This window comes from Pseudomonas sp. JV241A (assembly GCF_900275665.1).
GTDB classification, from domain to species: domain Bacteria; phylum Pseudomonadota; class Gammaproteobacteria; order Pseudomonadales; family Pseudomonadaceae; genus Aquipseudomonas; species Aquipseudomonas wadenswilerensis.
This window is the reverse complement of record NZ_OPYO01000013.1, coordinates 427,502-440,607: the sequence shown is the minus strand read 5'-3', so window position 1 is coordinate 440,607 and position 13,106 is coordinate 427,502. Positions and strand designations below refer to the sequence as shown.

The 13,106-nt window shown below is 62.2% G+C and carries 12 protein-coding genes; 2 read left to right on the top strand and 10 right to left on the bottom strand.

Features of this window, described 5'->3' with window-relative positions; genetic code table 11:
• Positions 1–106 precede the first annotated feature (106 nt).
• On the top strand, positions 107–841 hold the full coding sequence (locus tag JV241A_RS08700; RefSeq protein WP_115086352.1) for a phosphoadenylyl-sulfate reductase: 735 nt from the start codon (positions 107–109) through the stop codon (positions 839–841).
• Here the strand turns inward: JV241A_RS08700 and JV241A_RS08695 are convergent.
• The 10 genes from JV241A_RS08695 to JV241A_RS08650 form a co-directional block, all read right to left on the bottom strand.
• Positions 828–2,714: an ATP-binding protein gene (locus tag JV241A_RS08695; protein ID WP_166675665.1), complete on the bottom strand. Its 1,887-nt coding sequence runs from the start codon at positions 2,712–2,714 to the stop codon at positions 828–830. The two genes, JV241A_RS08700 and JV241A_RS08695, sit on opposite strands and share 14 nt — an antisense overlap.
• Positions 2,715–2,727: 13 nt before the next feature.
• The gene (locus JV241A_RS08690; RefSeq protein WP_134061967.1) at positions 2,728–3,354 is read right to left on the bottom strand and encodes a response regulator transcription factor; all 627 of its coding nucleotides are present in this window, start codon (positions 3,352–3,354) and stop codon (positions 2,728–2,730) included.
• Between the two features lie 36 nt (positions 3,355–3,390).
• The gene (locus JV241A_RS08685) at positions 3,391–4,125 is read right to left on the bottom strand and encodes a molecular chaperone (RefSeq protein WP_134061965.1); all 735 of its coding nucleotides are present in this window, start codon (positions 4,123–4,125) and stop codon (positions 3,391–3,393) included.
• 133 nt (positions 4,126–4,258) lie between these two features.
• A complete protein-coding gene (locus JV241A_RS08680; protein ID WP_134061963.1) occupies positions 4,259–5,470 on the bottom strand; it encodes a hypothetical protein in 1,212 nt (403 codons plus the stop codon).
• On the bottom strand, positions 5,470–8,001 hold the full coding sequence (locus tag JV241A_RS08675; RefSeq protein ID WP_134062062.1) for a TcfC E-set like domain-containing protein: 2,532 nt from the start codon (positions 7,999–8,001) through the stop codon (positions 5,470–5,472). The genes JV241A_RS08680 and JV241A_RS08675 overlap by 1 nt, the downstream gene beginning before the upstream one ends.
• Before the next feature lie 96 nt (positions 8,002–8,097).
• Positions 8,098–8,577 (bottom strand): CS1 type fimbrial major subunit, encoded by a 480-nt coding sequence (locus JV241A_RS08670; protein WP_115086182.1) that lies wholly within the window; start codon positions 8,575–8,577, stop codon positions 8,098–8,100.
• Positions 8,578–8,824: 247 nt separating this feature from the next.
• On the bottom strand, positions 8,825–9,799 hold the full coding sequence (gene cysB / locus JV241A_RS08665) for an HTH-type transcriptional regulator CysB (RefSeq protein WP_115086181.1): 975 nt from the start codon (positions 9,797–9,799) through the stop codon (positions 8,825–8,827).
• A gap of 124 nt (positions 9,800–9,923) precedes the next feature.
• Positions 9,924–10,421, bottom strand: a complete 498-nt coding sequence (locus JV241A_RS08660; protein WP_010222541.1) for a universal stress protein — start codon at positions 10,419–10,421, stop codon at positions 9,924–9,926.
• Between the two features lie 92 nt (positions 10,422–10,513).
• The gene (locus JV241A_RS08655; protein WP_134061961.1) at positions 10,514–11,422 is read right to left on the bottom strand and encodes a 5'-nucleotidase; all 909 of its coding nucleotides are present in this window, start codon (positions 11,420–11,422) and stop codon (positions 10,514–10,516) included.
• 42 nt (positions 11,423–11,464) lie between these two features.
• Positions 11,465–12,439: a putative 2-dehydropantoate 2-reductase gene (locus JV241A_RS08650; protein ID WP_134061959.1), complete on the bottom strand. Its 975-nt coding sequence runs from the start codon at positions 12,437–12,439 to the stop codon at positions 11,465–11,467.
• Positions 12,440–12,555: 116 nt separating this feature from the next.
• Between JV241A_RS08650 and JV241A_RS08645 the strand changes: the two genes are divergently transcribed.
• Complete coding sequence (locus tag JV241A_RS08645) at positions 12,556–12,996, top strand: PilZ domain-containing protein (RefSeq protein ID WP_115086178.1); 441 nt, start codon at positions 12,556–12,558, stop codon at positions 12,994–12,996.
• The last annotated feature ends 110 nt before the right edge of the window (positions 12,997–13,106 follow it).

Below are 13,106 nucleotides of genomic sequence, written 5' to 3'. Positions count from 1 at the left end.
AAATGGGAAGCCGCACTCTACATGCGCGGCGTCGACACCGGCAATTTTTGTTAAGATCGCAGGTATTACGAGCGCCAAGCGCCATTCAATGACCGGAAGCCGCCTGATGAGCCAACCCTTCGACGTCGCCGCCCTGGCCGCGACCTACGCCAACAAGTCGCCACAAGACATCCTCAAGCTGGCCTTCGAGCACTTCGGCGATGACCTGTGGATTTCCTTCAGCGGTGCCGAGGACGTGGTGCTGGTGGACATGGCCTGGAAGCTCAACAAGAACGTCAAGGTCTTCAGCCTCGACACCGGCCGCCTGCACCCGGAAACCTACCGCTTCATTGACCAGGTGCGCGAACAGTACAAGCTGCCGATCGAAATCCTCTCCCCCGACCACAGCAAGCTCGAGCCCTTGGTCAAAGAGAAAGGCCTGTTCAGCTTCTACAAGGACGGCCATGGCGAGTGCTGCGGCATCCGCAAGATCGAACCACTGCGGCGTAAGCTGAGCACCGTCAGCGCCTGGGCCACCGGCCAGCGCCGTGACCAGAGCCCGGGCACCCGCAGCCAGGTCGCCGCGCTGGAAATCGACAGCGCGTTCTCCACCCCCGAGCACACCCTGTACAAGTTCAACCCGCTGGCGCAGATGAGCAGCGAAGAAGTCTGGGGCTACATCCGCATGCTCGAGCTGCCGTACAACAGCCTGCACGAGCGCGGCTTCATCAGCATCGGCTGCGAACCCTGCACGCGCCCGGTGCTGCCGAACCAGCACGAGCGCGAAGGCCGCTGGTGGTGGGAAGAGTCAACCCAGAAGGAATGCGGGCTGCACGCCGGCAACCTGATCACCAAGGGCTGACCGCCTCGCCCTGACAATAGCGTTCCAGGTGCTGCTCGAGATCGACAATCGCCTGTCGCAACATCTGCACCAGCTGACTGATACGGTGGGCTGGAGCCCGCGAGGTGCAGGCCTGTTCCAGCTGGACACAGATTGCCAGCACCTCATGCGCCCGGATCATCCGGGCGCCGCCCTTGAGACGGTGCACCAGGTCGGCCAGCGCCACCAGGTCCTTGCCGTCATGCAGCCGGTCCAACTGCCGCAGATCCTGGCGATTGCTGCTGACCAGATCGCCGAGCAGGGCCTGCACCTTGCCCTGATCACCTGCGGCCAGCACCAGCAGGCTGGAAATGTCCATGCCTGGCAGCACCGGTAATGCCTCAGCCGCCACCGGCACCACGGTGCGGCCCGCCACACCCCCCAACGCCTGCGCCAGGTCATCGATGCTCAAGGGCTTGAACAGGCAGGCATTCATCCCCGCCGCCAGGCAACGGGCGCGCTCCGACGCCTGCGCGTTGGCGGTCACCGCCAGCACCTGGCAGGCCCGCCTGCCTGTCCGTCGTTCATGCTCGCGGATCGCCCTGGCCAGCCGATAGCCATCGAAGATCGGCATGTTGCAGTCGGCGAGGACCACATCGAACGACTCTCGCAGCCAGCAACGCAACCCCTCGCCGCCGTGCTCGCAAACCCGCACACGATGGCCCAGATAGCCCAGCTGATGCATGAGCAGAATGCGGTTGGCCGGATAGTCATCCACCACCAGCACCTTGAGCGGCTTCACCCCGCCAGCGTTTTCCCGGCGCCCACCTGGCACGTCGCTGGAAGCCGAAGGTGGCAGGCAGGTCAGGCTCAACTGCAGCTCGACGCGCGTACCAACACCGATACTGCTGTCCAGCTGCATGCGCCCGCCCATCAGCTCGCACAGCATCCGGCAGATGCTCAGCCCCAGCCCCGCACCATTGCGCCCCGCCTGCCGGTTGTTGCTGGCCTGGCAATAGGGTGTGCCCAGGCGTGCCAGGTCGGCCATGGGAATGCCGACGCCGGTATCTTCCACCACCAGGGTGACCGCGACCCGGTGGCGCTGCCGTTGAGTTTCCAGGCGAACCCGCACTGAGCCTTCACGGGTGAACTTGATGGCATTGCTGATCAGGTTGGACAGAATCTGCTTGAAACGCAGGGCGTCGAGCAACACATCGCTTTCCAGCGCACCGATAACCTCCAGATGCAGGCGCAGGCCCTTGCTCAAGGCCTGCTGTTCAAACATGCGCACCACCCCTTCGACCTGCTGACGCAGTGGGGTGCGGCGCGGCTCGAGCAGCAAATGGCCGGACTCGATGCGGGTGACATCCAGCACATCGCCCAACAACTCAAGCAGACCGCGCGCCGAGCTTGAGGCCACCTCGATGGCCAGCCGATCGAGCACGCCCTGATCGGCCTTTTCCTGGGCGAGCTCCAGCATGCCCAGCAGGGCATTCATCGGCGTGCGGATCTCGTGGCTCATGGTCGCCAGAAACGTCGTCTTGGCCTGATTGGCCGCCTCTGCCTGTTCCTTGGCCGCTTGCAGTTCGGCGTACATCGCGGTCAGCGCCCGTTCGGCCCGTTCACACTTGCGGATCGACTGGCGCAGGTAGTGAATCCAGATCAGCGCCAATGCCAGCAAGCTGCCGACCACCGCACAGGCCTGGGCGATCAAGCGCCCGTTCTCGTGCCAAAAGCTGTCGACTCTCGCCAGCGTGGGGTTTTGCACCACCGCCGCGTGTGCGTGAGCCTCTAAGGCGTGCAAGCCGCGGATTGCATCCGGCCATATGCTCTGCGGTACTTCCTGGGCGCCTGCCACCCCGGCCAGGCACAGCAGTGCCAGCAACACCAGCGCTTGCAGCAAGCGAGCATGCACAAAATTCGGCAACCTAAACGAGCAGGTTGCGCTTGGCGACATCCGCCAGGTCCACCAACGACTTGACCCTCAACTTTTCGATCAGACGGGTTTTATAGGTACTGATGGTCTTGTTGCTCAACAGCATCGCATCGCCGATGGCCTTGTTGCTCAAGCCACGGGCCAGCTGTTGCAGCACCAGCAGTTCACGATTGGTCAGGCTGGCGATGCACTCGGCCTCCGAGGCCCGGACATCGACTCTGCTCACAGAGCTGAGGGCAACTTCAGGGAAGTAGGTGTAGCCAGACATGACCGCATGCACGGCCTTGCTCAGTTCGCACAGGTCATCGGTTTTCGACACATAGCCGACCGCGCCCGCCTTCATGCAGCGCAGGGAAAAGTAATCGGCCTGTTGTGAGGTCAAGATCAGAACTTTCAGCGCCAGCTTCATCGCCTTGACCCGGGCAATGACCTCCAGGCCGTCGAGCCCCGGGATGCTGATATCCAGGATCATCAGGTCAGGGGTCAGCTCACGCGCCAGGCGTACGGCATCGATGCCGTTATCGGTCTGGCCGACCACCTTGAAGCGTTCGCTGACCAGCAGCAGGTTGACGCTGGAGCGAATAAACGGGTGATCATCCACGATCAGGACACTACTCATGCTTTCCCTCATACCACGATGGTGACTGGGTCCGATTCACCCCTTGAAGGCAATTTCGCGGCTCTGCTCGCCCTCGACCAGCTCGAAGCGGTAGTGGCGTCCGGCCTTTTTCTCGAATGCGCGGGTATTGCCCGGTAACACATGGTGCTTGGTCGCCGGGGCACAGTCCTTGTTGCCCGCAGCGCAGTCATTGAAATGATCAAGGACAATCGTGGTGTTGCCCCTGTTGGGGACCAGGAAGCGCCCTGCCTCATGCTCAATGGCGGTCTGGTAGCGACTTGCCTGTGGCCGTATAAAGAGTATCGAGCCGTAACCGGCAAGAATGTTGACGCCGACCTTCAGCGCGTCCTCATAACGCTCGGCCTCGTCCTCGGTAATCGCGAAGCCGTCGTTGACCTCCGGCAGCACCGGGATGAAACGCAACCTGAAGTAGCGCTCGTGGTCACGCTCCCCACGATAGAGCAAGCGCACCGCCTGCATGCCATTGGCGGGGATGATCAGCCGCGCGGGACTGACCACCAGGCCACGCTGCAACGCCTCGCGGCCATCCATCTCGACCTCGCGCGCCTGACCCTGGTTGTCGTAGACCATCTCGACGACGCTGACCTTGACGAACGCAGTGGTGTCGCCGCCATTGCGCACGCGTTTGAGCAGCGTGCTCTTGCCGCCGTCCAGATAGTCGTAGAACGTACCGATATTGAGCTCGGGACCGGCAAGCGCGGTGGTGACCATCGACATCAACAGCAGCGGTACTGCCAGCGTTCCTTTCATCTATTTAGCTCCCAGCATAACTGGCTAATTAATATCATTCTCATGCACTAGACGAGACCGAGCAACCGGCAGGGTCCGTAGGAAACGTCCTGATCTAACAGAGAAATTTCCATTGCCGACGGTTAGCGGTCGTCTAAAGTGCGGCATCCAGAACCAGCGTCACGTCGCCCTGATAGGTTTCACCCGGGTACAAGAGCATCGAGGCGGTGTCGGCCTGTGACACTTCGAATAGCAGGCGCGCCTGGCGATCGAGCGTGGCCTCGACGGTTTCGATGGTCAGCGAGGACGGAGCGCCAACCGGCAACACCAGGTTGTCCACCGGCGCACCGAGGTGCCTCATGCTTGCCGGCAGCGTCAGGGCAACCTTCAGCGGAACCTGATGGCCGCCACGACCGCGAATGCCACAACGCCCACCCAGGTCGTATTCGCAGCGGGTATGCACGCTGATTGCACCGGTGGTCCAGATCCGGAACGGCAGGATCCGGTACAGGCGCTGGGGCGGCGCGCCGCGATTGATCCAGCCCATCCAGCCGCCTGGTGGTTCAAGCACCGCCCGCTCGGAACCGGCCGGAAACTCGACCTTCAAGGGGTGTTTGACAGTGAACTCGAAATTCAGCGTTAGCAGGTCGGTGCTGACGCTGGTGACTCGGTTACCCAGGTCGAAGTCCGCACCGCTACCACCGACGCTCAACTGCAACTGAGCCCGGTAGATGCCACTTTTCAACGAAAGAGGTGACGGCAACACCAGCTCAAAACCCAGGCCCGTGACGGTGCTGTCGACGTTCACAACAGACCCGGCACTGCCGTCTCGTGCGTCCATGTAGCAACCGCCGGGCACCAGCATATCGACCCGGCCCAGGTACTGGGTAACGGCTTGATGCTCAGTAACCGCCGCAGGAACGCAAACCCCCTGACTTGGCCCGACCAGGACCGCATAACCCGGCTGGATCCTCAAACCGAAATGCGTAGGCCTGAACCGGACAGAAAAAGACTCTCCTTGCTCATTGACCAGATTCAGGGTTCTGGTTGCCGGCAGCCGGAAGTAGTAGCTGTCGCGAATATTCGGTGCACGGCGGATGACCGCCGTAGAGAATCTCAGCGGCAAACTGACCGTGTATCGATACTCGCTGCCGGCGCAAGACACAAACCCCGAGCAGAATTCTGCCCGCGGCGTGGTGTTGACGAAACCACTGGGCGGCCTGCCGCTATAACCTGGCGCGTACTCGCCAGTAATGTCCACCACGCTGGCCTGGGCAACGCCTGCGAGCGGCCCCAGGCACAACGCTGCCAGCGTCGCGAGAAGTGCGGCAAAGGCTGCGCACCGAGGTTTTTCCAGCCATCGCATCAAGCATCCTCCTTTGTTTGTTTCAGCTCGGCCTGGGCCACATTGGCCCCGGCGCAGGTCAGGTCACCGACCAGCAGAACGTCGTTCTCCCGGGTGTACTTGCCCTGATCGAAACTGACCAGGCACAAGGCATCGGCGCCCCGGCGAATTTCCAGGGTCGGTGTCGACTCGCTCATCTCGATGGCGAAAAAGCCATCCGCTTCGCTGACACTGCGGCTGGCGTGATTGATTACCAGCGCGCCCCTGAGCGGCTGCCCCTTGGCGTCGACCAGGCGACCGATCACGGTGAGGGTCTGCATCACGCGGATGCGGTGATAGTCGACCCCGCCACGGTTGAGGTGATACTCGACCGTCGAAGGCTGGATGACCGCCGTATGGGCGTCGTTACCGTCGAAGTCGAAGTGCACCTGGCCGGCCTTGTAGGCGCTGACCGGAATGACGTTGCGCCCCGGGCGCAGCACTGCACTGTGGCCGTGTCGGTCATCGGCACGCATGCGCACACCTTGCAGGTCCGAATCGACGTCGACGATCAGGCCTGCCTCGTGGGGCAGGTACTGCCCGGACATCGCCACTTTGCCGGCGCCAATCGCCAGCACACTGTCGAGGTTCAAACCCGCGGTCAGCTCGCCGTTGTAGGAGGAGCGCTGGGCATAGGCATCGCCATGCAGCAACGGGCTCTCGAACAAGGCGCTGCCGCCAAACCCGGTACCGTAGCGGTCCAGCGCAACCGTACCGGCCAGGCTCTGCAGGGCGCCGTAGTCAACGTCCTGCTGATAGGTCAGCGAGGCGTTCTGGTCGCGCGCACCGTCGCGGGACGTGCGACTGCCCAGGGTTGCCGAAATCCTTCGTCCCGGCCCGCCAAGGCTCATGCTCATGCTCAAGGTGACGCCACGGTTGCGCGCGTCGCCGGAGCTGCTGGTGCCCGGGCGATCGAACAGCGACAGGCGCCAGTTGGTGTCGGAGTTCAGCAACTTGCCGAAGTAGCCCCAGCCGACATCGAAACCCATGCCATCGGCCCCTGTGCCGCTGCTGTGCGACACCCGCAAGGTTGCGGTACTTTGCCGATCGACCCGGTGGTTGAGCGACAGCGCACTCTGGCGGACTTCGCGAACGCTGTAGTCACGGTAGGAGACGGGCTGTTCCTCCTCGAAGCGGCGGCTGTCCAGCCAGGAACGGCTCTGGCTGAACACCAGCGAACCCGAGGCGTAGTTGTAGATGCCTTGCAGGTCATAGCCGTTGCCGTGGTCTTCGGTGTGAAAAACACTGCCGTACAGCTTGAGCGGATCGAGCACATCCCAATCCAGCGAGCCGCCATACTGCATAAGTTCGTCGATTCGCTGGGCAGAGAGCCCGAGCACCGCCCGCGGGTGCAACAGGTAGTTGGTGAAGACGCCGGCCGTCAGGCTGTTGTCATAGTCCTTGTCCCAATTGCTCCACAGGCTGCTTTGCTGCCCCATGTAAACGTTGTAGCGCCACGGCGACTCGGCGTTGCTCCAGTTGGAGGGCTTGTAGATGAAGGCTTCGCTGCGTGAGGTTTCCTGGTTGTCTTCAATCAGGCGGATCTCCACCTCATAGATCCCCCCGGGCAGCACCCGGGTATCCAGCGCCTGCAAGCCGGCCTGCACCGCCTGGCTGTTGATCAGCACACCATCACGGTAGATTTCGACGATCCCGGCGCGGTTCGGCGTGACATAGACCGGAGTGGCGCTGGCCTGGCCGTTGTTGACCGCCAGGCTGTCGCTGCTGCCGAGCATCAGGCCACGGGTGGTGTCGGGCAGGTTGCCGAGCAAGCGCGGCTGGCGGGTCAGCCCCTGGGCGCCCGGGGTGAAGTAACCCAGGCGAAAGAAGTGCTTGTCGTGCAAACGCTCGGCATAGAGCTGGTCCACGCGGTGCCGGGTTTGCTCGACGTAATCGCTGTTGCGGTCGAACCGCGCCTCGCCCACGGTGGTCCAGTTGCCGAAACTGCCCTGCCCTTGCACAGCATAACGACCGGTGGTTTCCAGGTCGCCACCGACCAGGTTCAACTGGTTGCGCAGCAGCAAGCCGTGGCTGCCACGTTCGGGCAACTGATGATAAAGCGCCGGCTGATCGCTGCGTTCCGCCGCCGTGGTAAGAATCGACAGCTGCGAATTCACCAGGCTGTAGTGCAACGCCACCAGCCCTCGCGGGCAACTGGACAGGCAGTTGCCCAGCGCCCTTGGCTCCTGGAGCTGTTCGCGCCAGCGCGAACGCTCGGTGTCGGAGGCGTGGCTCTCGAAGGTGTCGGTGAAGTCGAGCAGTTGCACCTGTTCATCGCGCGACAGCACCACCAGGGCATCGCCCAGGTAGCGCCCATCGAGGTCGACGCGAACGGCCAGGGGCACATCGAAAAAGTGCTCGCCAAATTCCTGCGGCAAGCCTTGCGCCTGGCTCAGCACCCCCAAGGGCCCGGCCTGCCCTCGGGCTTCGGCCCAGGCACAGGCTGTACCTGAGAGCACAAGGCACCCCAGGGCCAGTCGAATGGATGCAGCGAGAGACAAGTAATTAGCCATGTCCATTTTTTCACAGGCAATACTCACCCCGCACTCGTTCGAACGAATGAGCAGCGGGGTGAATAGAAGGGGATGGAACAGCGCTTGGCTGGCGACTTACGGCGAGACGGTCTCGAACAACATGTTGACGATGCCCTGGTAGTTGCCCGGCACGTAGCCACTCGGGCCGGCCGACTGGGCGGCTACGTCAAAGGCGACCAGGGTGCCTGCCGCTGCCGCGGCTGCCGGCACCACCGGAACCGAAGTGGTGGTCAAACCGGTGCCGTTGACCGCAACGTCCAGGCCGATGCTGTTGGCGCCGCTGTTAATCACCGCCGGGCTGAGCAGGCGCGCAGAAATCGCCCCGGTGGTGCTCTTGACCTGCAGCTGCTTGCGGATCGGCTCAAGCGATTCGCGCAGGGCATTCCAGGCCATGTTTTGCGGTTCGTTCATCCAGTTGCCGCCCACCGGCTCGACATAGAAGTTCTCGGTCGGGATGGTGGCCGTTACGGTAACTTGTTTCTCCAGCGGGTCGGCGGCGAATACATTACCAACGGCCAGCAGGGCGAGAGGCAGGGCCAGAAAAGTGCGCTTCATGAATAATTCTCCTCGAATAGACCTGTGAAAACGTCACAGACGACGTGCCGACGGCGAGTGTGTCCGCCGGCTTGTGCCGCACCGCGCAGGGCGGTTGACGAGGAGGATTATTCGGCAGATGTCCGACGCAAAAAGTCGGACCACTCCCAGCAAGATTGGGAAATTTCCCAAAGAAAAACAGGGTTCAATCGCACAAAAAAACGCCCCAAAAGGGGCGTTTTCTGAACATCGGACAACCACGCGCAGATCAGTGCACCGGCAACTCGACACCGTCGAACAGCTCTTCAAGCTCTTGCTTGTTGTGACATGCGATAGCCTTGGCCATCACTTCACGGGTCAGGTGCGGGGCGAACTTCTCGATGAAGTCGCACATGAAGCCGCGCAGGAAAGTGCCACGGCGGAAACCGATCTTGGTCACGCTGGACTCGAACAGTTCGCTGGCATCGAGCACTACCAGGTCATTGTCGAGCTTGGTGTCGACGGCCATCTTGGCGACGATGCCGACACCCAGGCCCAGGCGCACGTAAGTCTTGATCACGTCGGCGTCGGCGGCGGTGAATACCACTTTCGGGGTCAGGCCGCGGTGACTGAAGGCTTCGTCGAGCTTGGAACGGCCGGTGAAACCGAACACGTAGGTGACGATCGGGTATTCGGCCAAGGCTTCAAGGGTGAGCTTCGGCAGCTTGGTCAGCGGGTGGCCTTGCGGCACCACCACGCAGCGGTTCCAGCGGTAGCACGGCATCATCACCAGGTCGCCGAACAGCTCCAGGGCTTCGGTGGCGATGGCGAAATCGACGGTGCCGTCAGCGGCCATCTCGGCAATCTGCATGGGCGAACCCTGATGCATGTGCAGGGCCACTTCCGGGTACTGCTTGATGAAGCTGCTGATCACCGGCGGCAGGGCATAACGCGCCTGGGTGTGGGTCGTGGCGATCGACAGGGTGCCCTTTTTCTCGTTGGAGAATTCCTGGGCGATCTGCTTGATGCTTTCGACCTTGCGCAGGATCTCACCGGCGGTGGTGATGATGCGCTCACCGGCCGGAGTCACGCGGGTCAGGTGCTTGCCGCTGCGGGCGAACACTTCGACGCCCAGCTCGTCTTCGAGCAGGCGGATCTGCTTACTGATGCCCGGCTGGGACGTATACAGGCTCTGCGCTGTCGCGGAGACGTTGAGGTCGTGGTGCGCCACTTCCCAGATGTAGCGCAATTGTTGAAGCTTCATAGGTATCCCTCAAATCAGCTGGGCGTCACCGGCAGCAGCGACGATTTATAACTATATTAGTGGTTTGAAGAATAAATCTAGAACTATTTTAGCAGTCTTCCAGGAACCCACCTACCCCACGCAGTTAAGACTTCCTACGCCCCAAGTGTTGCGCGAGCGGCACCATATACACCGGCACCGGCGACAGTTGCAGCAAGCGCACCGCGGTGCGTCCGATCGGGATATCGACGCCAGCGCCCTGGCTATGGCTACCGAAGATCAGCAGGTCGACACTCAGGCGCTGGGCCTGCTCGAGAATCACCTGCGCCGGATCGCCCTGACGCACGCGTACGGCCTTGATCAGGGCCAGGTCAGCCTCCTCGCCCAATTCGTCACGAAAGTTTTCCAGAACCCTTTGTTCGATGTTGGCCATCACCGTGGTGACGCCTTCGCTGTGCAGTTCATCGAGGGTCTGTTCGTCCAGATAGCTCTGCAGCAGCGATTCGGCGAACTGGCCCATGGGCTCGACCGCATGGATGACGTAGAGCTCTGCGTTGAAGGTCCGCGCCAGTGCCAGCGCGTGTTGCATGACAAAAGGCGCGTACACACCGAGGTCAGTGGCATACAGCATGGAATGGATCATTCGACCTCCTCGACTGCCATGACGGCAGAGCAAGCTTCAGCTTAGCAGCGCCAAGAACCGTCGCAGGGCCGTCCGGCGCCGAGGTTTACCCGTTAGCCCAAGGTCGGTTCGTTGCTGATGCCATGGGGCACATGGCCAGTGGCGACGACGCTGCGGGCCCGTTCGCAGTGGCCGGCCTGGTCGTCGAAAAACACATCGGCGGCGAAGGCTTCGAGGAACGCCGATTTGTCCAGACCGCCGAGGAACAGCGACTCGTCCAGGCGGATATCCCACTCGCGCAAGGTACGGATCACTCGCTCGTGGGCCGGTGCCGAGCGGGCTGTTACCAGTGCCGTGCGGATCGGACAGGCGCCTTCGGGGAACTCCTTCTGCAACAGGTTCAGTGCCGCCAAAAATGGTTTGAACGGCCCGCCGCGCAACGGCTCGCGGGCTGACTGGCGCTCGCTGGCCTGGAAGGCTTCGAGACCGCCAAGCTGGTAGACCCGTTCGGACTCATCGGAAAACAGCACCGCGTCACCGTCGAAAGCGATGCGCAGTTCGTCACTGGCAGCGCGCCGGGCACCACCGGAGAGAATGGTGGCAGCGGCAAAACCGGCCTCCAGGGCACTGCGCACATCATCGGCATCGGTGGACAGGAACAGGTGACCGCCAAACGCCGCCAGATAAGGATAAGGACTACGGCCGCCAACGAAGGCAGCGCGGTAGATACCCAGGCCATGATGCTCGATCGAGTTGAATACCCGCAGACCGGTGTCGGCGCTGTTGCGCGACACCAGCACCACCTCGACCCGGGGCTGGCCAAGACTGGCGTTCAGGCCCAGGAGCTTTTGCACCAGGGGGAAGGCGTCACCGGGTTCGAGCACTTCGTCTTCGTGTTCGATCTGGTACTGGCGATAGGCTTCAACGCCCTCGGCCAGGTACAGGCGGTGACTCTCGCTGAGGTCGAACAGCGCTCGGGAGGAGATGGCGACGACCAGTTTGTCGCCTAGATTCTTGCTCATGTACTGTTCCCCTTGGGGCCTTATCGCGGGGCAAGCCCGCTCCTACATTGTGGGAGCGGGCTTGCCCCGCGATGCTGTTTGCCGATCAATAAAGGCCAAAGCCTGATACAGCGCCTGCATCTTCGGCAATTCACAGCCCGCCGCCCTGGCCTGGGCCAACGGCTCGGCATAAATCGCCGCCAGCTCCAATGGCCGCTGCTGGATAAAATCGTGGTACATGCTCGGCCAGTAGTCGGGCATCTTCTCGGTCACCGCAAACAGGTGTTCGGCATAGCCTGGCGGCAACGCGTAACCGCAGGCGCGCGCGCCCTGCACCACCTCGGCCATCAGCGCCTGGATCAAGGCGCGGCTGTCGGCATCGGTCATCAGCGGTGTGGTGCTGGCCTTGAGCAGCACTGACAAACCATTGTAGGGCACATTCCACACCAGCTTTTGCCAACGCGCCTGGGCCAGGTTGGTCATGGCCTGGGAGTCGATGCCAGCGGCATGGAACAACGCAGCCCCGGCCTCGACAATTTGCTGACGGCTGTCTTCATCCGCCGCCGGACCACTGTGATACCCCAGGTTCACCGCCCCCAGCGACTGATGGCGGATCACCCCCGGCGCTTCGCGGTTGACGCAGATAAAGCACAAGCCGCCGAGCAGGTGCAGATTGGCGGGTAACAGCGGCTGCAGTTGGTCCTCGACGCCCAGGCCGTTCTGCAGCAGCAGCACCTTGGCATCAGGCGCCGCTACCTTGGCGATCAAGGGTGCAAGCTCGGCGTTGCTGGTGGTCTTGGCGCCGACCAACAGCCAGTCGCAGGGCGGCATGTCGGTGGCATCGGCATAGGCCCGGACCTGCATCTGCACGGTGCCATGCACGGCACTGTCGACCCGCAATCCGTTGAGCTGAACGGCGTCGAATTCACTGCGCAAGAGGAAATGCACCTCGAACCCGGCACGCGCCAGCATCAGGCCATAGAAGCCACCAATGGCGCCGGTTCCGATCACGCCGATACGCGGGCTGCTCGTGTTCATCCTGCTCTCCTCAACCGTTCATTTTTTGTTCAATTTTTTTACACGTAAATCAACCGCTTTACGATCCTTAACTATACTCAGGCGAACAAGGTCAAAAAATCGACACGGAGTCGAGCATGCGTGGCTTCCTGCTGCACCCGGACGATGTTCCGGTGGAGCTGACCCTGCGTCAGTCGCCCAAACTGTTCCGCCAACGGCTGCACACTATCAGCCTGGGCGGAATCGCCTGCAACCACCCACGGGCCTACCGACGGGGCATGGCGGTGGAGATGCTCATCCCCTCCCTCGGCGCCGAGGCACGCTATCCCGGTTATGTGGCCTGGTGCCAGAAGCAACAGGACGGCTATCGGGTGGGCATTGCCTTCATCGACGAGCAAGCGCTGTTTGGCGCACGCATGGGCGAACAGGTGTGTCAGATCCAGCACTTCTGCCAGGCCGAAAGCCCCGATGCGGACGTCGAAGCCCTCGCCCAGCAGTGGGTCAGCCTGCACGCCGGCGAGTTCTCCGATGCCAGCCTTGAGGCAAGTCATACCCGGGAAATCCTCGTTCCTGGGTAAAAACCCCGTGCCTATGGGCCTTTCCTTGCAGGAAAGCGGCCCGTGCCCATTGTCGAGCCACAGTGTAACGCGCTAAGGTTCGGCTCCCCGCTGCGTACAATTTTCGCTGC

Bases quoted from the DNA above. Each gene is read 5' to 3' on its own strand.
- JV241A_RS08700 (WP_115086352.1), top strand. From the start codon at position 107: ATGAGCCAACCCTTCGACGTCGCCGCCCTGGCCGCGACCTACGCCAAC.
- JV241A_RS08675 (WP_134062062.1), bottom strand. From the start codon at position 8,001: ATGGCTAATTACTTGTCTCTCGCTGCATCCATTCGACTGGCCCTGGGG.
- JV241A_RS08690 (WP_134061967.1), bottom strand. From the start codon at position 3,354: ATGAGTAGTGTCCTGATCGTGGATGATCACCCGTTTATTCGCTCCAGC.
- JV241A_RS08645 (WP_115086178.1), top strand. From the start codon at position 12,556: ATGCGTGGCTTCCTGCTGCACCCGGACGATGTTCCGGTGGAGCTGACC.
- JV241A_RS08680 (WP_134061963.1), bottom strand. From the start codon at position 5,470: ATGCGATGGCTGGAAAAACCTCGGTGCGCAGCCTTTGCCGCACTTCTC.
- JV241A_RS08655 (WP_134061961.1), bottom strand. From the start codon at position 11,422: ATGAGCAAGAATCTAGGCGACAAACTGGTCGTCGCCATCTCCTCCCGA.
- JV241A_RS08670 (WP_115086182.1), bottom strand. From the start codon at position 8,577: ATGAAGCGCACTTTTCTGGCCCTGCCTCTCGCCCTGCTGGCCGTTGGT.
- JV241A_RS08650 (WP_134061959.1), bottom strand. From the start codon at position 12,439: ATGAACACGAGCAGCCCGCGTATCGGCGTGATCGGAACCGGCGCCATT.
- JV241A_RS08660 (WP_010222541.1), bottom strand. From the start codon at position 10,421: ATGATCCATTCCATGCTGTATGCCACTGACCTCGGTGTGTACGCGCCT.
- JV241A_RS08685 (WP_134061965.1), bottom strand. From the start codon at position 4,125: ATGAAAGGAACGCTGGCAGTACCGCTGCTGTTGATGTCGATGGTCACC.
- cysB (WP_115086181.1), bottom strand. From the start codon at position 9,799: ATGAAGCTTCAACAATTGCGCTACATCTGGGAAGTGGCGCACCACGAC.